Source organism: Pseudomonas sp. Marseille-P9899 (assembly GCF_903166565.1).
GTDB lineage: Bacteria > Pseudomonadota > Gammaproteobacteria > Pseudomonadales > Pseudomonadaceae > Aquipseudomonas > Aquipseudomonas huaxiensis.
In genome coordinates, this window is the sequence record NZ_CAESCG010000002.1 from 675100 (window position 1) to 694205 (window position 19106).

Consider the following 19106-nt stretch of genomic DNA (forward strand, 5'->3'; position numbering starts at 1 on the left):
AATAACAACAATAAGGTGACGCTGAATGAGTACTCCCGTTTCCGCCCTCATGCCTGTCGGCTGGGGCATCCTCCTGGGCCTGCTGGCGCAAAGTGCGAGCGCCGGTTTCATCGACAACAGCAGTGCGACGCTCACTGCCCGCAACTTTTACCTGGACCGCGATTACAAGGGCGAGTCGCCTTACCCGGCTGCGCGTGAGTGGGCTCAGGGGTTCATCCTCAAAGCCAGTTCCGGCTTCACTGAGGGAACAGTGGGTTTCGGCCTGGATGCGACCGGCCTGCTGGGGCTCAAGCTCGACTCCTCGCCTGATCGCACGGCAACCCAACTGCTGTCCTACAACCCGGTGACGCGAGAGGCCCGGGATGAATACTCCGAACTGGGCATTACGTTCAAAGCCAAGGTTTCGAAGAGCAAGCTGTCGATAGGCACTCAGTTTCCGTCCTTGCCTGTGATAACCGCGAGCCCGGCTCGTCTGCTGCCGCAATCCTTCCGCGGTGCGTACCTGATCTCCGATGAGTGGGACGGAGTGACGATTCACGCAGGGCGAATGGACCGGGTGAACCTGCGCGACTCCACCGACTACGGGCCTATCGGGCTGGCCTCGCCGAACGGTCGCTTCCGCCCGGGCGCCACCTCCGAGCGTTTCGACTTCTATGGCGGGGAGTACCGGCCAGTGGCCAATCTGACCTTGCGTCTGCTGCGGGCCGAACTGGATGACATCTACACCCAGGATTTCCTCGGCGTGCTTCACCTGGCACCGATGGGAGAGGGCACGTTCAAGTCTGATATCCGGGTGTTCAACAGCCGCGAGGATGGTCGGGCCAAGGCCGGTAGCATCGACAACCTGAACGTTGGCGGCATGTTCAGTTATCGGTGGGGCGCTCACAGCCTGGGAGTGGGCCACATGCGCCAGTTTGGCGACAGTGCGTTCCCCTATATCGCTGGCGGAGAGCCTGCCGTGCTCAGCGATGGCACCATGAGCGCGGACTTCGTCAACCCTGGCGAACGCACCTGGGCGGTCAGGTATGACTATGACTTTGCCGGCGTCGGCATTCCGGGGCTCACCGGAATGATGCGTTACCTGCACGGCGACAGCATCGACCTGCCGGCCTTGGGCGGCCGCGACCTCAAAGAGTCGTCGAAGGATTTCGAGCTGTCCTATGTCATACAGTCCGGGCCGGCCAAAGACCTGGTGTTTCGGGTCAGGGAAGCGTTCTACCGAAATCAGCAGGACGTCGGTTCGACCTTCAGAAGTGATAACGAAACCCGGATCAACATCGACTACACCTTGAAGATCTGGTGAGTCCTGGCTGCTGTTCCAGGTATCGCCTGCCGCGATACCTGGCAGCGCGAAACAGGCGCGCATGCGGCTAACCGCCAAGGTATAAGTCGCCCATGCGCTACCGTCGTCTCGATCTGAACCTGCTGGTCGCTTTGAATGTGCTGCTGGAAGAATGCAGCGTCAGCAGAGCGGCCCAGCGCCTGAACCTTGGCCAGTCTGCAACCAGTGCCGCGCTGGCGCGGCTGCGCGAGCATTTTCAGGACCCGTTGCTGGTTCCTCTCGGCCGCGGCCTGCAGCTCACCCCGTTGGCGCGTCAGTTGGCACCCAAGGTGCGCGATGTTCTCGACCTGGCCGGCGAACTTGTGGAAACCACCGCCGACTTCGACCCCGCCCGCTGTGAACGGCGTTTCACCCTGGTGGCGTCGGACTATGTGGCGGCGACGCTGATACCCGCCGTCAGCCGCGAACTGCGCCGCCTGGCACCAGGCGCATCGCTGGTGGTGCGGGACTTGTCGCTGCCGCGAGACGGCGATCAGGTGGCCGAAGCGCTGGAGTACCGCCACAGTGATCTGGTGATCGTGCCGCAACGGCGGGTCAATCCCGCTTATCCCCATATTCCGCTGCTCGATGACGAACTCTGTTGCATCGTCTGCGCCGAGCACTGGCCACAGGGCAATGACCTGGACCTCGCCGGTTACCGCGCCGCCGAACATGTGCAGCGAGAGTTCGCCGACGGGCAGAGCCTTTCGCTGGACACCCAGCACCTGCGGGACATCGGTATCGAGCGGCGGGTGGTCGCGACGGTGCAGAGCTTCGCCTTGATGGCGGAGTTCGTGATTGAAACCCCACGGGTCGCCACGCTGTTCCGCCGCCAGGCCGAGGCGCTGGCGCGGCGTTATCCGTTGCGCCTGCTGCCGGCGCCCATCGAATTTCCGCCAGCCTCCCAGGCGTTGCAGTGGCACCCGCAGCAGGCGTGCGACCCGACGCTGGCCTGGTTCCGCCAGGTGCTGGTGGAGCAGGCCGCCTTGCTGAGTCAGGGCTGAGGGTCGCCGGTCTCGCCGTGCAAGCCGGCTTCTTCGATGGCCAGCAGCGCACAGCGCTCGTCGTTGTCCGAGGTGTCGCCGCTCACGCCGAGGGCACCGAGCAAGCGGCCTTCGGCATCGCGCAGCAGTATTCCACCGGCGACCGGGATCACCTCGCCATCGGTCAGGCTGTTGATCGCATCGAAGAATGCGGGCATCGCCTGGGCCCGGCGCGCCAGTTCCCGTCCGCCCATGCCCATGCCCAGACAACCGCGTGCCTTGCCGGTGGCGATTTGCGGGCGCAGGAAGCTGGCGTGCTCATCGCGCAGCACCGCCAGCGGGTGACCGGCGCTATCGAGTACCGCCGCAGCCAGTGGGCGCAGGCCCAGGTTACGCGCATGGCGAAGGGTGGCCGCCGCCAGGCGCGCGGCGTGTTCGACGTCGAGGAAGGTCATGTTCATTGGCTCCATTTACCGAGCTCCGCGACGCGGTTGCGGGTGTAGAGATCGGTCCATTTCAAGGTGTTGAAGTCCGACACCTGTTTGGGGTTGTAGGCGGTCCGTTGCAGGCTCACCGGCTCCCCGGCCTTGTAGACGGCCAGCAGGCGGTTGCGGTCCTGCAGGATGCGGATGTCATCCAGCGGCGAGCCGTCGAGTATCAGCAGGTCGGCCTGCTTGCCCGGCTCCAGGGTGCCGAGCGTTTCGCCACGGGGCATCAGGCGCGCGCCGACGTTGGTCGCGGCAAACAGGGCTTCTGCCGGAGTGAAGTCCAGGCGGCGGACCAGCAGTTCAAGTTCACGGGCATGCCACTCGCCGTAGGGCGTGACTGCAAATCCGCTGTCGCTGCCGCAGGCAAAGGGGATACCGGCGGCTTTGGCCCGCTTGAGCACCGGCGTGCCGACTTCCAGGGTGCGTGCGCAGTAACCGGCGTAGCCGGTGGTGATGGCCGGGTCGTGGGGCTGGCAAAAGTCCACGGTGTTTTGTGGGAAGGTCATTGTCGGGGCCAGTACGGTGCCGGCTTCGAGCAGTGCCTCGATGCAGGCGTCGTCCATGTAGAAGGCATGAAAGACCAGGTCCACGCCCGCCTTGGCCGCATACATCACCGCCTCGCGGCCGTAGGCGTGAGTGGCCACGCGGCAGCCGAGGCGATGGGCTTCTTCGACCATCTCCCGGGTTTCGTCGGCGGTGAAGGCGGCGATGATTTCGCCGTTGGGACGACGCTGCGTGCCGTCCATGGCGATCTTGATCAGGTCCACGCCATCCTTGGCCTGCTTGCGGATTTCCGCGATGGCGGCGGTGCGGCTGGTGACCAGGGCGGCGGTGAAATATTCCGGTGCACCGACGCGGCTCGGGAACCAGTCGTTGAGGCTCTGCCGGTTGGTGATCACGCGGCTGCTGGCGGCAATCCGCGGTCCGTCGAACAAGCCCGCGTTGACCGTGTTGCGTACGGCGATGCTGAGTTGGCCGCTGTCGCCGGGGCAGACCATGGACGTGACGCCGGCAGCCAGCACGTGCTGGGCGAAGAACAGCCCGCGCAAGGCGCGAAATTCGTCACTGGTCCAGATGTCGATGTCTTCCTCGCTCTGCGCGTTGCCGAACGCCAGGTGGGTGTGGACGTCCCCCAGGCCTGGCATAACGAAATTGCCACGGCCTTCCCGGTCGCCCGCCGCTGGCCGTGGTGCCTGGGCCGTCGGGCCGACATGGCGGATCACGCCGTTGTCGATGATCAGGGTCTGCTGCTGGCGGACGTCCAGGCCGGTGCCATCGAACAGGGTGGAGCAGTGCAGGTGCAGGGCGCTCATGGTCGGGAATCTCCTCGTCTTGTTTTTCCGCAGGCTAGAGCGCCGGTGCCACGGAGCACTATCAGATGCTGTCGATGGCCAACCATCGATGCCGTGGATAGCTGGCGACAAGCCGCGCAGCACCTGGGCGCGGGGGACATACGGCGGCGCACCGAAGCAGGTATCGGGAGTGGCGATGGCAGGCATGGGGATTGGCGATTTTTCCCCAGGGCGAGGGTGAGGCGAGGATGGGCCTCCCAATCACCCCGTAAGGAAAATGCCCATGAATACCGTTGATGACCTCCTGCGTCTGGAAGCCGAACGCCAGCGCGCACTGGTCGAAGAAGACCATGCCCGGCTCGACAGCCTGTTTGCCGATGAACTGCTGTATGTCCACACCACCGGACTGGTGCAGGACAAGGCGCAGTACCTGGACTATGCCCGCCAGGCGGTGCGTTACCTGGCGGTGGAGCGGGGTGAGCTGGTGGTGCGTCTGTTTGGCGACAGCCTGGCGTTGATGAGCGGGCCGCAATGCAACTTGCTGCAAAAGCGCGGAGGTGGTGAGCCGGTGCGCGCCGAGGGCTTTGCCACGCAAGTCTGGACACGGGATGAGGCGGGGTGGCGAATCGCGTCGTTCCACGGCACCCGCACCGCGGGATAGGCGAACGCCAGCCCGACGCTGGCGCCGTGATCAGTGCAGTTCAGCCAGTCGCCAACCAGTCGCCTTCCTGCTGGTCGATGCGCTGGATGCAGTCGCGAATGCGCTCGCGCAACCAACGGTGCATGGGGTCGCCCTCCATGCTCCGGTGCCAGAGCATGAATTCGCGCATCACCGGGATTTCCATCGGCGTGGGCAGGATGCGCAGCGGCAGGTAGCGCGCATAGAGCCGGGCCAGGCGGCGGTGCATGGTCGCCAGGCGCGGGGTGCCCACCAACAATTGCGGCAGGGTGTTGAAGTCGTTGCTGATCACCTCCAGCCGGCGGTTGACGCCGTACTGGTTCATGATCCAGTCCTCGATGCTGAGGTGCCGGTTGCGGCCGAAGCCCACCGAGATGTGGCCCATTTCCAGGTACTGCTCCAGCGTCAGGCTGTCGCCGACGGCGGGGTTGTCGCGCCACACCACGCAGACATGGTCTTCCTCGAACAGCAACTGCGCGGGATGGTCGTCGATGACGTAGCGTTCGGGGACGATCATCATGTCCACCTCGCCGCGCATCAGCAGTTCGCCACTGTTGTCGCCGGGGCTGATGATCTCGAAGGTGATGTGCGGCGCCTGCTGGTGGATCTTCTGAATGACCTGGGCAAACAGCACGCTGATCAGGTAATCCGAGGTCACCAGGCGAAAATGCCGCTTGCTGCTGGCGGGGTCGAACACCGGTCTGGCGGTGATCGACGAGCGGATGGTCAGCAGCACTTCACGCACCGGCCCCGCCAGTTCCAGCGCATAGGGTGTGGGCTGCATCTTGCGCCCGACCTGCACCAGCAATTCGTCTTCGAAGAACGTTCGCAGGCGGCCCAGCACACCGCTGGTGGCCGATTGGGTCATGTGCAGGCGCTCGGCGGTGCGGGTGATGTTCTGCTCTTCCAGCAACACATCCAGCGCGACCAGGAGATTGAGATCCAGGTGGTGAAAACGCATGGTGATGGCTCACGGTTCTTGTAGTTGTTTTGCCGATACCTTCCTGTCGCACCCTCGCGGCGTCAATCCCCGCCCTCTCCTGAAAACCGGCAAACGCCCGGCGCCATGGTCCGCCGAACAGGTATCGCGATTGTCGATGCCAGGAATCCCGGTTGGCGATGGTTCCGTTCGCTCACGCCCCGTGTAACAGCGCGTTTCAGGTATCGCGCTGCTCGATAGGTCACATCCCGACAAGCGATTAGTCAGAGACCGTGGCTCAAGTCAACCTGTGCCCGTCGCCCGGTCTATCCCGCCGGATGGCGCCACCTCGGCATTTCGACCGTACCGGTCCGGCTGCCTTACCGGCCGGTGGTGGCAGAGAAAAAATGCCAACAAAAACAATAAAAGAGGGTTAGTTCGATGGCTATTCGCTCCATCGCCGCATCGCGGCGTGCGCCCTTCACCCTGACGCTCGCAGCGGCGCTGGTCGTCGGTCTTCCGTCCGCCCAGGCGTTCGAGATCCAGACCGGCAACCCGGACCTGAGCCTGCGCTGGGACAACACACTCAAATACAGCGCCGCCTGGCGCACCCAGGACCAGAGCAGCAAGCTCACCACTGGCCAGGTCGCCCTGAACCAGGACGACGGTGACCGCAATTTCAACAAGGGCCTGATCTCCAATCGCCTGGACATCCTCTCCGAGCTGGATATCGGTTATCGCGATTTCGGCGCGCGGTTCAGCGGCGCCGGTTGGTTCGACAACGAGTACCAGAAGGACAACGACAACAATGATCCGTCCCGGGCCAACGTGCGCTCGGTGGCGTATGACCAGTTCAGCGACGACACCCGCCACCTGCACGGCGGCGATGCCGAATTGCTGGATGCGTTCGTGTACTGGAACGGTGATGTGGCGGACCGCGCCGCCTCGGTACGGCTCGGTCGTCACGGCCTGATCTGGGGCGAGAGCCTGTTCTTCGGCGCCAACGGCATTGCCGGCGGCATGGCCCCGGTGGACGTGGTCAAGGCCGTGTCGGTGCCCAACACCCAGTTCAAGGAAATCACCCGCCCGGTCAGCCAGCTCTCCGGCACCTTCCAACTGACCGACGCGCTATCGCTCGGCGCTTACTACCAGTTCGAATGGGAAGAAACCCGACTGCCGGGGGCCGGCAGTTATTTCTCGGTCAGCGACACCATTGGCGAGGGCAACGAGCGGCTGATCACCGGCGCACCGTTCCCGGCGTTCCTCGGTGGCAACCCGAACAGCCCGGCGGCGTTCTTCCACGGCAACGACAAGGAAGCGAAAAGCTCGGGGCAGGGCGGCCTGCAGTTGCGCTACACCGCCGACACCGTCGAGTACGGCCTGTACGCGATCCAGTACCACGACAAGTCGCCCAAGCTGTACCTCAAACCCAACGCCACCGGTCCGAACTTCGCCACCGGGCAGATCGGCGAGTACTACTGGGTGTACCCGGAAAATATCCGCGCACTGGGTGCCAGCTTCGCCACCAGCCTCGATGAATTCAGCTTCGCCGGTGAAGCGTCGATGCGCTGGAACATGCCGCTGGTGTCCAACGGCCAGACCGTCACGCCGGGCATGGTCGCGGACAACGACGACCATCCGCTGTATGCCGTCGGCCGCACCGCGCACCTGAACCTCAACATGATCGCCTCGCTGGGCCCGTCGTTTGTCGCCAACGAAGCCAGCCTGGTGGGCGAGGTCGCCTGGAACCGTCTGCTCAGCGTGACCAAGAACCGCGCCTCGCTGGACCCCGGCGCCACCGACGATGGCGTCGGCCTCAAGCTGGTCTACACCCCGACGTATCGCCAGTTGTTCCCCGGCATCGACCTCAGCGTACCGCTGGGCATCAGCTACTTCCCCATGGGCAAGTCGGCGGTGGTCGGCAGTTTCGGCCCCGACCGCGGTGGCGATATGAATATCGGCGTCACCGCCACCTACCTCGACCGGGTCACCTTCGGCTTGACCTACACCCACTACTACGGCCCCGAGGACACCAACCTCAATTCGCTGTCGCAGTTCACCTTCAAACAAGCACTGAAAGACCGGGACTACCTGGCCTTCTCGGTTAAAACAACATTCTGAGGGGACGTTCATGACCTTGCCTTTTTCTCTCAAGACCTTCTGCGTCGCCGTGCTCGGCGCCGCGGCCCTGAGCCTGCAACCGGCCCAGGCCGCCAGCCCCGATGACCTCGGCAAGCAACTGACGCCCATGGGCGCCGAGCGCGCCGGCAACGCCGACGGCAGCATTCCGGCCTGGGACGGCGGCTACACCAAGGTGGACCCGTCCTTCAAACAGGGCGGCACGCGCAGCGATCCCTTCACCGCCGACAAGCCGCTGTACAGCATCACCGCGAAGAACCTCGACCAGTACGCCGGCAAGCTCAGCGATGGCACCAAGGCCATGTTCAAGCGCTACCCGGAAAGCTACCGCATCGACGTCTACCCGACTCGCCGCACTGCCGCCGCGCCGCAATGGGTCTATGACAACACCCTGAAGAACGCCCGAGAGGCCAGGCTGGTGGACAGCAGCGCCGGACCGGTACCGGAAAACGCCTATGGCGGCATTCCGTTCCCGCTGCCGAAAAATGGCGCGGAAGCGATGTGGAACCACCTGCTGAACTGGCGCGGCACCTCGCTGGCCATGGACTTCCGCCACTACCTGATGACCGCCGACGGCGCCCAGGTGATGACCACCGACGGCAAGGCCATCCAAGAAATGCCGTACTACTATCAGGACGGCAACGCCGCCAGTTTCGATGGCGATTACTGGCTGTTCCGCCTGCTCAACGTCGGTCCGGCGCTGCGTGCGGGCGAGCAGATCATGGGGCGCACCAACATTAATGGCGACAAGTCCCAGGCCCACGTCTACCTGACCGGCCAGCGCCGCGTGCGCAAGTTGCCCAACGCCTGTTGCGACACGCCGACGCCGGCCACCGCCGGGGTCATGTCGTTCGATGAACTCAGCGTGTTCCAGGGCCGCATGGACCGCTTCGACTGGAAGCTGGTGGGCAAGCAGGAGATGTATATCCCCTACAACACCAACAAGATCCAGACCGCCGCGAAGCCCGAAGACTTGTTCGCCAAGCACCACCTCAATCCCGACTACGTGCGCTGGGAACTGCACCGCGTCTGGGTGGTGGAAGCCGACCTGGCACCGGGCAAGCGCCATCAGTTGCCGAAAGGCCGTTACTACCTCGACGAGGACACCTGGCAGGCGATGCTCGGCGATCGCTGGGACGCCAATGGCCAACTGGCCAAGACCCTCTGGTCGCTGCCGTCGGTGATGCCTGACCTGCCGGCCGTGGCGCAGTTGTCCTCGGGCTTCTACGACCTGGTGTCCGGGGCCTGGTTTATCCAGAACCTCTACACCGGCAAGGACCAGCAATACGCCATCGTCGATCGCTACAAGGCCGCCGAGTTTTCTCCGGCAGCCATGGCCGGACGCGGCGTGCGCTGATGAGCCGAGGGGAGGGCGCGCGTCGCTCTCCCGCCCAGGACTGGATTCGAGGTAGATATGAACAGAGTGCTTCAGTTGAGCGGCCTGTTGCTGGCCCTCGCCTTGCCGATGGCGTCGCAGTGCTTCGCCCAGGCGTCGGTGCAGCGCCTGAAGGTCGGCGATGTGCTGGAGAGCCCGGCGAGCCAGGTGCCGAACCCGCAACGGGCGGTGTACACCGCGCTGGCCCGGGCCGGCGAACGGCTGGTGGCGGTGGGCGAGCGCGGGCTGGTCCTGCTGTCCGATGACAACGGCCGGCAATGGCGTCAGGTGCCGGTTCCGGTTTCGGTGGGCCTGACCGCCGTGCAGTTCGCCGATGCGCGCAGTGGTTGGGCGGTGGGGCATGCCGGGGTGGTGCTGGCGACCCGCGACGGCGGCGAAAGCTGGGCCCTGCAACTGGACGGCCGGGAAGCGGCTCGACTGGAACTGGAAGAGGCCAGCCGTGCCTTGCCCGGCGCGGCGGATGAGGCGGCGGCGCAGTTACGCCTGGACACCGCGCAACGCATCGCCGCGGAACAGCCGGACAAACCGTTTCTGGCCATCGCCGCCAGCGATGCCGCCAATGTACTGGTCGTCGGTGCCTATGGCCTGGCGATGCGCAGCACCGATGGCGGCAAGCACTGGCATTCGCTGATGGGCCGGATCGACAACACGGAGGGCCTGCACCTGTACGCGGTGGCTCGCCAGGGTGATGCCTGGGTGCTGGCCGGCGAGCAGGGTTACCTGGCCCGTTCCGCCGACGGCGAGGACTTCCATCCGCTGCCCAGCCCCTACAGCGGCAGCCTGTTCACCCTGGCCCCCCGGGGCGATGGCGCGCTGCTGATCGGCGGCCTCAAGGGCAATGCCTTCATCCTCGCCGCCGATGCGCAAGAAGCCGAAGCCCTGCCGGCGCTGGCCCCGGTGTCCTTCAGCGACGCCATCACCCTGGGCGACGGCCGCGTGCTGCTGGCCAACCAGGCGGGCGGCTTGTTCGCCAGCTCGCCCGACGGCTTTGCCGCCGTCTTCGAGCCGCTGCGCAAACCGGTGTCGGCCGCCATTCAGGCCGCCGATGGCAGCCTGGTGTTCGCCGGCTTTACCGGGCTTTCGCGCATCGCGCCGCCCGCTGTTTCCGCTTCGGAGTGACCCTCATGAATTGCGCAAGTCGCCCTCCCGCCCCCAGCGGCCCGGAGGCGTTCGATCCACGCTCCGGCTCGCTGGTCGAGCGGGCCCTGTTCAACCATCGCCACTGGGTCTTGCTGCTGTGCCTGCTGACCACCGTCCTGCTGGGCTGGCAGTCGGCACGCCTGGAACTCAATGCCAGCTTCGAGAAGATGATCCCCACCGGGCATCCCTACATCGCCAATTACCTGGAGCGGCAGCAGGAATTGTCGGGCCTGGGCAATGCCTTGCGCATTGCCGTGGCGAACCCCAAGGGCGATATCTATGACGCCGGCTACCTGCGCACGCTGCAGGCCCTGAGCGAGCAGATCTACCTGCTGCCGGGTGTCGATCGCGCCTACATGAAATCGCTGTGGACCCCGGCAACCCGCTGGGTTTCGGTCACCGAGGACGGCCTCGACGGCGGTCCGGTGATCCCCGACGACTATGACGGCAGCCCGAAGTCTCTGGGCGAACTGCGGCGCAATGTGCAGGTGTCCAACGAGATCGGCCAACTGGTGGCGTTCGACCAGCGCTCCAGCATCATTTACGTACCGTTGCTGGCGCGCACCCCTGACGGCCAGCCGCTGGACTACGCGGTGCTGTCCGAGCGCCTGGAAGCCTTGCGGGCGAAGTTCCAGGGCGACAGCGTCGACATCCACATCACCGGCTTCGCCAAGAAAGTCGGCGACCTGATCGAAGGGTTGCAACAGATCCTGCTGTTCTTCGCCGTGGCCATCCTGATCACCACTGCGGTGCTCTACGCCTACACCCGTTGTGTGCGCAGCACCCTGCTGGTGGTGGCCTGTTCGCTGGTGGCGGTGGTCTGGCAACTGGGTTTACTGCCGTTGCTGGGTTTCCAGCTCGACCCCTATTCGGTGCTGGTGCCGTTCCTGGTGTTCGCCATCGGCATGAGCCACGGCGCGCAGAAGATGAACGGCATCATGCAGGACATCGGTCGCGGCATGCACCGCGTCGTGGCGGCGCGCTTCACCTTCCGCCGCCTGTTCCTGGCCGGGCTTACCGCATTGCTCTGCGATGCCGTGGGTTTTGCCGTGCTGATGATCATCCAGATCAAGGTCATCCAGGACCTGGCGATCATCGCCAGCATTGGCGTGGCGGTGCTGATTTTCACCAACCTCATCTTGCTGCCGGTGCTGCTGTCGTATGTCGGCGTCAGTCCACGTGCCGCTGAACTGAGCCTGCGCAGCGAACGCGCCGAGGAGAGCGGCAAGGCGCGCCATCCGTTCTGGCGCTTTCTCGACCTGTTCACCCGCAAGCCCTGGGCGACGCTGTGCATCGGCGTCAGCCTGGTCATGGCCGTGCTCGGTTTTCTGGTCAGCCTGCACCTCGCCATCGGCGACCTCGATGCCGGCGCGCCGGAGCTGCGCGCCGACTCGCGCTACAACCGTGACGACGCTTTCATGACCCAGGCCTACGGCGCCAGCAGCGACCTGTTCGCGGTCATGGTGCAGACGCCTGCCGGTGCCTGCGCCCGCTACGACGTACTGCGCAAGGTCGATGAGCTGGATTGGCAACTGCGCAGCCTGCCGGGCGTGGACTCGACCAACTCGCTGGCGCTGCTCAATCGACGGATGCTGGTCGGGCTGTCCGAAGGCAATCCGAAATGGTACGAGCTGCAGAACAACCAGGCGATGCTCAACATGATCACCGCCAGCGCGCCGCGTGGTTTGTACAACGAGTCCTGCAGCCTGCTGACGCTGTACGTCTACCTCAGCGACCACAAGGCCGAGACCCTGACCCGGCTGGTCGAGCATGTCGAAGGATTCGCCGCGGCCAACAACACCGACGAGGTGAAATTCTTGCTCGCCGCCGGCAATGCCGGGATCGAGGCCGCGACCAATATCGTCGTGCGCGAGGCCAACCGCGAGATGCTGTTCTGGGTCTACGGGGCGGTGATCCTGCTCTGCCTGGTGACCTTCCGTTCCTGGCGCGCCACCGTGTGCGCGGTGCTCCCGCTGATGCTCACCTCGATTCTGTGCGAGGCGCTGATGGTCTGGCTCGGTATCGGGGTCAAGGTCGCCACGCTGCCGGTGATCGCCCTGGGTGTGGGTATCGGGGTCGATTACGCGCTGTACGTGATGAGCATCCTGCTCGGCCATCTGCGCCAGGGCGCCAGCCTTTCCGAGGCGTATTACCGCGCCCTGGTCTCCACCGGCAAGGTGGTGATGCTGACCGGCGTAACGCTGGCCATCGGCGTCGGCACCTGGATGTTCTCGCCCATCAAGTTCCAGGCCGACATGGGTGTGCTGCTGGCCTTCATGTTCGTCTGGAACATGGTCGGCGCGCTGGTGCTGCTGCCGGCATTGGCGCGCTTTCTGTTGCCGGTGCGCGACCGGTCCGCCGCAGACACTGTGCAAACGCCCGCCGCCCAGGAGGTGACCCATGCGTAATCAAACCCAGGCGGGCTTGCCGCAATCGTTGTTGCTGTTGCTCGGCAGTTGCCTGCCGGTGCTGGGTGCCGTGTTGCTGGCGCCGGTGCTGCCGCGCATGCACGAGCACTTTGCCAACGATCCGCTGGTCGCCGTGCTGGTGCCGGTGAGCCTGACCATTCCGGCGCTGGTGATTGCCTTGCTGGCGCCGTTCGCCGGGCTGATCGCCGACCGCCTCGGGCGCAAGCCTTTGCTGCTGGGCTCGATGCTGTTGTACAGCCTGTTCGGTCTGCTGCCGCTGTGGCTGGAATCGTTGCCGGCGATCGTCGCCAGCCGCGCCGGTCTGGGCCTGGCGGAGGCGGGGATCATGACCTGCTGCACCACCCTGATTGGCGACTATTACCAGGGCGCCCGGCGTGAGCGTTTGTTCGCCTTGCAGATGGTGTGCACCTCGCTGTCGGCGGCGGTGTTCATCAGCGTTGGCGGCGCATTGGGGCAGGACGATTGGCGCACTCCCTACAGCTTGTATGGCGTCGGCCTGCTTTTTGTGCCGCTGATGGCGTGGCTGTTGTGGGAGCGTCAGGCATCGGCGATTCAGGTCGAGGCCGAAAGCAGCGGGTTTCCCTGGAGCACCTTGTTGCCGCTTTACCTGTTCAGCCTGCTGGCCGGTGCCAGCCTGTTCATCGTGCCGGTGCAGGCGGGCTTTCTGCTGGGGCTGTTGCAGGTCGATTCGCCGCAGCAGATCGGCATGGTCATGGGCGCCAACCAGTTGGGCGTGATGCTCGGCGCCCTGAGTTTCCGCCTGTTCCATCGCTGTGCCCGGCAGCACCTGTTGCTGCTCGCGTTCGTCACTGCCGGGCTTGGTGGATGGCTGATGGCGCGGGCCGGGAGTCCGGCGTTGCTGACCCTGGCGGTCGCCCTCAACGGGTTGGGCATCGGGCTGATGTTGCCGACGCTGATCACCTGGATCATGTCCCGCGCCAGTTTCGCCCAGCGCGGGCGGGCGACCGGAGGCTTCACCTCCGCGCTGTTCGCCGGTGAGTTCGCGAGCCCGCTGCTGGTGCTCGGACTGACCGGCGGCAATCACCAGGCCCTGCCGGACGCACTCGCACTGGTGGGCATGGCGCAACTGCTGCTGGCCGTGAGCTGCCTGCTGTTGCCGCGCTTGATAGCGCCGCAGGCCGCGCCTTTATCGATAGACAGAATCTGACAGCTCGGGGTGCAACCACCCTCGGCGATGGCAATTGAACGGAGTACCCATGCAATCACTTCCCCCTTTCAAACGCGTTGTCACCCGCCACAGCGCCGAAGGCACAGCGCTGGCGGCGCTGGTCGGCGCGGTGCCCAACAGCTTTGATCTCAAGGCCGTGCCCGGTACGGTTTTCCATGAAATCTGGAACAGCGACACGAGCCCGGCCACCCTGGACAACGGCGCGGACCCGACACTCAAGCCGCTGGTGCTCAGCCCTTCAACCTTGGGCAGCCTGATCCGTGTCGTGGACATCCCGCCCGACAGCGTGCAGAACCAGGTCAGCGACGCCAGCGCCGCGGCGGTCTTTGCCGAAATCGGCGAAGCCCATGCCGGCACCGGCGAACGCGATTCGAAGCACAAGCTGATGCACCGGACCGAAACCCTCGACTACGGCATCGTCACCGAAGGTGAGGTGTGGCTGGTGCTGGACGATGAGGACGTGCACCTCAAGCGTGGCGACATCGTGGTCCAGCGCGGCACCAATCACGCCTGGAGCAACCGCACCGACGCGATGGCGCGGATGGTCTTCATTCTGCTCGACGGGCGCTATGCCGACAGCTTGCGCGAGGGGCTGCCATGAAGCTGGCAACCTTGGCCGATGGCAGCCGCGACGGTCGCCTGCTGCTGGTGTCCCGCGATCTGGAGAGGGCGGTGCAGGTCACTGATATCGCCGCAACGTTGCAGGCGGCCATCGACGACTGGGCCCGCGTCGAACCGGTGTTGCAGGCGCGCTATGAGGCCCTGAACCGCGACGATGTCGAAGGTGCTTTCGTCTTCGATCCCGAGCAGGTCATGGCGCCGTTGCCGCGGGCCTGGCAATGGCTGGATGGCTCGTGCTTTCTCAGTCATGGGGAACTGATGCAGCGGGCATTCCACCTCGACCCGATCGAAGGCGTCGAGGACACGCCGCTGATGTACCAGGGCGCGGGCGATGATTTCCTAGGGCCGCGCCAGGACATCGCGTTGCCCAACGAGGCCCATGGCATCGACTTCGAGGGCGAGCTCGCGGTGCTGGTGGATGAAGTGCCGATGGGCTGTTCCGCCGACGAGGCGCTGGCGCATGTGAGGCTGATTCTGCAGGTTAACGACGTCAGTTTGCGGGCCTTGGCACCACGGGAAATGAAGACCGGTTTCGGCTTTATCCAGGCCAAGTCGTCCTCCAGTTTTGCGCCGGTGGCGGTGACTCCGGACGAGCTGGGCGAGGACTGGCGCGACGGCCGCGTGCACCTGCCGCTGAACGTGACGCGCAATGGCGAGTGGTTCGGCCATCCCCATGGCGGCGCGATGCATTTCGGTTTTCATCGGTTGATCGCTCATGCGGCCCTGACCCGGCGCCTGAGCTCCGGCACCTTGATCGGTTCCGGCACGGTCTCCAACGCCGATCGCAGTGTCGGCTCGGCGTGCATTGCCGAGCGCCGCGCGGTGGAAATGATCGAGCACGGTGCGCCGCGCACGGCGTTCATGCGCTTTGGCGAGCGGGTGCGCATGGAGGTTCGCGGCGCTGACGGCACGGTGCTGTTTGGCAGCATTGACCAGCAGGTGGTCAAGGCGGGTGCACCATGCGCGTGATGGTCACTGGCGCCGCAGGCTTTCTCGGTCGCCAATTGGTGCAACGGCTGCTGGCGGACGGGCAACTGCGAGGGCGCCGCATTGAGGCGCTGATACTGCTTGATCAGCGCCTCGACGGTTTTCCGGATGATCGTCGTCTGCGTCATCTGAGCGGCAGCATCACCGACCCCGCGCTGCTGCGCCGGGGGCTGGCCGATGGCGTCGATGTGGTCTTCCACCTGGTCAGCATTGCCGGTGGCGCAGCCGAAGAAAACTATGGGCTGGGGCGGCAGGTGAACCTGCTCGCCACGCTGCAGTTGCTGGACCTGTTGCGTCATTCGCAGCAGCCTCCGGTGCTGGTGTACGCCAGCAGCGTGGCGGTCTACGGCGGCGACCTGCCGGTGCGGATGGACGAGCACTATCGGCCGCGGCCGGCGCTGTCCTATGGCGCTCACAAGCTGATGATCGAAAACCATCTGAGTGATCTCGGCCGTCGCGGAGAGGTCGATGGCCGCGCCCTGCGCCTGCCCGGCATCGTCGCTCGGCCGGGTGACGGCAACGGCCTGCGCTCGGCCTTTATGAGCGTGCTTCTGCAGCGTTTCGCTGCGGGTGAGCCCTATCAATGCCCGGTGTCAGCCGACGCCACGTCCTGGTGGATGTCCGCGTCCTGCTGCGTGGACAACCTGCTGCATGCCGCCGGGTTCGACCTCGCCGCAGACGCGCCGTCGCGGGTCTGGCAACTGCCGGTGCTGCACCTGTCCATTGGCAACGTGGTGGATGCCTTGGCCGAGGTGTTCGGCGAGGAGCGCCGGTCGCTGGTCAGCTTCCAGCCGGATGCGGCTCTCGAAGCGCTGTTCGGGCGCTTTCCACCGTTGCGAACCCCGCTGGCCCGCGAACGTGGCTTCCGTCACGACGGCACTGCGCGGGCGCTGGTTCGCCACGCGCTTGACCTTACTCAGCGCCCGCGCGTTTCGCGTGCCGTCGCTGCAACTGCTTGAGAGGAATTGCAATGACCCTGCCCCTGACCCGAAAGCGCCGCCTGGTCGATCTGTCGGTAACCCTGGACAACAACCCCTACACCGACCCGCCGCTGCTGCTGCCGAAAATCGACTACATGGACCACCAGCAAGGCTGGCCGGAAATGGCCGCGATGTTCCCCGGCCTGACCCTCGATCAGATGCCCGGCCAGGAATCCTGGGCTGCCGAGCGCCTGTCCATCACCACCCATAGCGGCACGCACATGGATGCGCCCTGGCATTACGCCTCGACCACCGACGGCGGCAAGCCGGCCTTCGGCATCGATGAGCTGCCGCTGGACTGGTGCTTGCAACCGGGGGTGAAGCTGGACTTCCGCCACCTGCCCGATGGCCATATCGTCAGCGCCGCCGAGGTCGAGGCCGAGCTGCAACGCATCGGTCACGCGCTGCAGCCGCTGGATATCGTGCTGATCAACACCCGCGCCGGCAGCCTGTTCGGCCAGCCGGGCTACCTGGATGCGGGGATCGGCATGGGCCGCGAGGCGACCCTGTATCTGCTCGATCGCGGGGTGCGCGTGGTCGGCACCGACGCCTGGAGTTGGGACGCGCCGTTCAGCTTTACCCGCCAGCGCTTCGCCGAAAGCGGTGATGCCTCGATCATCTGGGAAGGGCACAAGGCGGGTCGCGACATCGGCTACGGGCAGATGGAAAAGCTCGCCAATCTCGACAGCTTGCCGGGCAGTGGTTTTCTGGTGTCGTGCTTCCCGTACAAGATCAAACACGCCTCCGCCGGGTTTGTCCGTGCCGTTGCCATCTTCGAAGAATAAAAAAGTGAGGTTCGCGTGCGCTTTCCCTTTCTTCTGGCCGCGCTGGCATGCGCGGCGCCGACTTTTGCTGCGACTGCCGAGCGCCCCAATATCCTGCTGATCGTCGCCGATGACCTCGGCTATTCCGATCTCGGCGCCTTTGGTGGCGAGAACGACACGCCGGTGCTGGACCAACTGGCGTCCACGGGGCTGCAATTGACCAACATGTACGCGGCCCCGACTTGCTCGCCGACCCGCTCGATGCTGATGTCCGGCACCGACAATCACCTGGCCGGGCTGGGCACCATGGCCGAGGGCATCCAGCCGTTCCAGCAGGGCAAACCGGGGTATGAGGGCTACCTCAACCAGCAGGCCCATTCGATTGCCGAGCTGCTGCGCGACGGCGGCTATCGCACCAGCATGGTGGGCAAATGGCACCTCGGCCTGACGCCTGAGCAGGGCCCCGACCGACGCGGCTTCGAGCAGTCGTTCACCTTGCTTGAAGGCGGTGGCGTGCACTTCAAGCCACCGGCGCAGCCCACGGCGAAAATCGAGCAGATCACCTACCGCGAGAACGGCAAACCGGTGGAACTGCCGGACGATTTCTACTCCTCCGACTTCTACACCGACAAGCTGATCGACTACTTGCGCCAGGGGCAGGGCAGCGGCAAGCCGTTCTTCGCCTACGCCGCCTACACCTCGCCGCACTGGCCGTTGCAGGCGCCGGACGCCTGGCGTGATGTTTACCGCGGGCGTTACGACGAAGGCTACGACAAGGTCCGCGAGGCACGGATCGAGCGGCTGCGGGAGAAGGGCCTGCTACCGGCGGACTTTGTGGCGGCGCAGCGTTTGCCGGTCGCGCCGAACCTGCCTGGCTGGGAACAACTGAGCGCGGATCAGCGCCGCAGTGAGGCGCGCAAGATGGAGATCTACGCGGCGATGGTCGGCAACCTCGACCACAATATCGGTCGGCTGCTGGACTATCTGAAAAGCACCGGGCAGTACGACAACACCCTGATCGTGTTCATGTCCGACAACGGTGCTGCTGGCGAACGGCATGAGCAGTTCTACCCGGCGGGACCGGGCACCGACAACCGCCTGGAGAACCTTGGCCGGCGCGGTTCGCAGGTCGATTACGGGCTGCGCTGGGCGGAGGTGAGTGCCGCGCCGTTGCGCCTGTTCAAGGGCAGTACCGCCGAGGGCGGCATCAGCGTGCCGGCCATTATCCATCTGCCGCAGGCGCTGGCTCGCCAAGGGCTGGAACGTAGCGTGGCGCGGGTCGATGACCTGGCGCCGACCTTCCTCGCGCTCGCCGGCCTGCCAGATCCGGGTGATCGCTACCAGGGGCAGCCGAAACACCCGATCACCGGCCGCTCGATGTTGCCGATGCTGGAAGGCAAGGCGCCGGAATCGCCTGTGCTGGCGGGTGAATTGTTCGGCAGCCTATATTACCGCGAAGGCAACCTGAAACTGCTGGGGCTACGTCCTTGGACCATGCCGGGCGAGGCGCCGCAGCCTTTGCGCTGGCAACTGTTCGACGTCGCCCGTGACCGCGGCGAGGTCGAGGATCTTGCCGCGCGCGAGCCGGAAACGTTCGAGCGGCTGAAGCGTGCATGGCAGGTGTATGCGAAGGAGGTCGGGGTGGTGTTTCCACCTCAGGCCAAGGCGCCGTGATTCGTTATCTATCCATCTCGCAGGCAAACATAGCGGCTTGACGCATAACCTGTAGGCGCGGCTGTTAGCCGCTCCTACAGGTTCCGCGTCAAGCCGCCTGTGAGA

The 19106-nt window shown here is 65.2% G+C and carries 16 protein-coding genes; 13 read left to right on the forward strand and 3 right to left on the reverse strand.

Annotated features, from left to right (window positions below; translation table 11 throughout):
• The first annotated feature begins 25 nt into the window (after positions 1 to 25).
• The gene (locus HWV67_RS12425; protein WP_175651437.1) at positions 26 to 1303 is read left to right on the forward strand and encodes an OprD family porin; all 1278 of its coding nucleotides are present in this window, start codon (positions 26 to 28) and stop codon (positions 1301 to 1303) included.
• Positions 1304 to 1395: 92 nt separating this feature from the next.
• Positions 1396 to 2325, forward strand: a complete 930-nt coding sequence (locus HWV67_RS12430) for a LysR family transcriptional regulator (RefSeq protein ID WP_175651438.1) — start codon at positions 1396 to 1398, stop codon at positions 2323 to 2325.
• Here the strand turns inward: HWV67_RS12430 and HWV67_RS12435 are convergent.
• Both HWV67_RS12435 and HWV67_RS12440 read right to left on the reverse strand, forming a co-directional pair.
• On the reverse strand, positions 2316 to 2759 hold the full coding sequence (locus HWV67_RS12435; protein WP_175651439.1) for a GlcG/HbpS family heme-binding protein: 444 nt from the start codon (positions 2757 to 2759) through the stop codon (positions 2316 to 2318). The genes HWV67_RS12430 and HWV67_RS12435 overlap by 10 nt on opposite strands.
• A gap of 2 nt (positions 2760 to 2761) precedes the next feature.
• The gene (locus HWV67_RS12440) at positions 2762 to 4105 is read right to left on the reverse strand and encodes a metal-dependent hydrolase family protein (protein WP_175651440.1); all 1344 of its coding nucleotides are present in this window, start codon (positions 4103 to 4105) and stop codon (positions 2762 to 2764) included.
• 262 nt (positions 4106 to 4367) lie between these two features.
• Between HWV67_RS12440 and HWV67_RS12445 the strand changes: the two genes are divergently transcribed.
• Entirely contained in the window at positions 4368 to 4745 is a 378-nt protein-coding gene (locus HWV67_RS12445; RefSeq protein WP_175651441.1) for a nuclear transport factor 2 family protein, read from the forward strand.
• A 40-nt stretch (positions 4746 to 4785) separates the two neighbouring features.
• Here HWV67_RS12445 and HWV67_RS12450 read toward each other — a convergent pair whose 3' ends face one another.
• A complete protein-coding gene (locus HWV67_RS12450) occupies positions 4786 to 5724 on the reverse strand; it encodes a LysR family transcriptional regulator (RefSeq protein ID WP_175651442.1) in 939 nt (312 codons plus the stop codon).
• A 399-nt stretch (positions 5725 to 6123) separates the two neighbouring features.
• On the opposite strand from HWV67_RS12450, the gene HWV67_RS12455 reads away from it, so the two are divergent.
• From HWV67_RS12455 to HWV67_RS12500, 10 genes are read left to right on the forward strand one after another with little or no spacing between them, the layout of a single operon-like run.
• On the forward strand, positions 6124 to 7803 hold the full coding sequence (locus HWV67_RS12455; RefSeq protein WP_175651443.1) for a DUF1302 domain-containing protein: 1680 nt from the start codon (positions 6124 to 6126) through the stop codon (positions 7801 to 7803).
• 10 nt (positions 7804 to 7813) lie between these two features.
• The gene (locus HWV67_RS12460; RefSeq protein WP_175651444.1) at positions 7814 to 9178 is read left to right on the forward strand and encodes a DUF1329 domain-containing protein; all 1365 of its coding nucleotides are present in this window, start codon (positions 7814 to 7816) and stop codon (positions 9176 to 9178) included.
• Between the two features lie 57 nt (positions 9179 to 9235).
• Entirely contained in the window at positions 9236 to 10336 is a 1101-nt protein-coding gene (locus HWV67_RS12465; RefSeq protein ID WP_175651445.1) for a WD40/YVTN/BNR-like repeat-containing protein, read from the forward strand.
• A 5-nt stretch (positions 10337 to 10341) separates the two neighbouring features.
• Positions 10342 to 12765: an efflux RND transporter permease subunit gene (locus HWV67_RS12470; protein WP_175651446.1), complete on the forward strand. Its 2424-nt coding sequence runs from the start codon at positions 10342 to 10344 to the stop codon at positions 12763 to 12765.
• Positions 12758 to 13954 carry an MFS transporter gene (locus HWV67_RS12475; protein WP_175651447.1) on the forward strand — a complete coding sequence of 399 codons (1197 nt, stop codon included), beginning with the start codon at positions 12758 to 12760 and terminating at the stop codon, positions 13952 to 13954. The genes HWV67_RS12470 and HWV67_RS12475 overlap by 8 nt, the downstream gene beginning before the upstream one ends.
• A gap of 49 nt (positions 13955 to 14003) precedes the next feature.
• On the forward strand, positions 14004 to 14576 hold the full coding sequence (locus tag HWV67_RS12480; protein WP_175651448.1) for a cupin domain-containing protein: 573 nt from the start codon (positions 14004 to 14006) through the stop codon (positions 14574 to 14576).
• Entirely contained in the window at positions 14573 to 15565 is a 993-nt protein-coding gene (locus HWV67_RS12485; protein WP_175651449.1) for a fumarylacetoacetate hydrolase family protein, read from the forward strand. Before HWV67_RS12480 ends, HWV67_RS12485 begins: the two co-directional genes overlap by 4 nt.
• Entirely contained in the window at positions 15556 to 16542 is a 987-nt protein-coding gene (locus HWV67_RS12490; protein WP_175651450.1) for an NAD-dependent epimerase/dehydratase family protein, read from the forward strand. The genes HWV67_RS12485 and HWV67_RS12490 overlap by 10 nt, the downstream gene beginning before the upstream one ends.
• A gap of 11 nt (positions 16543 to 16553) precedes the next feature.
• Positions 16554 to 17348 carry a cyclase family protein gene (locus HWV67_RS12495; protein ID WP_175651451.1) on the forward strand — a complete coding sequence of 265 codons (795 nt, stop codon included), beginning with the start codon at positions 16554 to 16556 and terminating at the stop codon, positions 17346 to 17348.
• 15 nt (positions 17349 to 17363) lie between these two features.
• The gene (locus HWV67_RS12500) at positions 17364 to 19001 is read left to right on the forward strand and encodes an arylsulfatase (RefSeq protein WP_175651452.1); all 1638 of its coding nucleotides are present in this window, start codon (positions 17364 to 17366) and stop codon (positions 18999 to 19001) included.
• Positions 19002 to 19106: the final 105 nt, after the last annotated feature.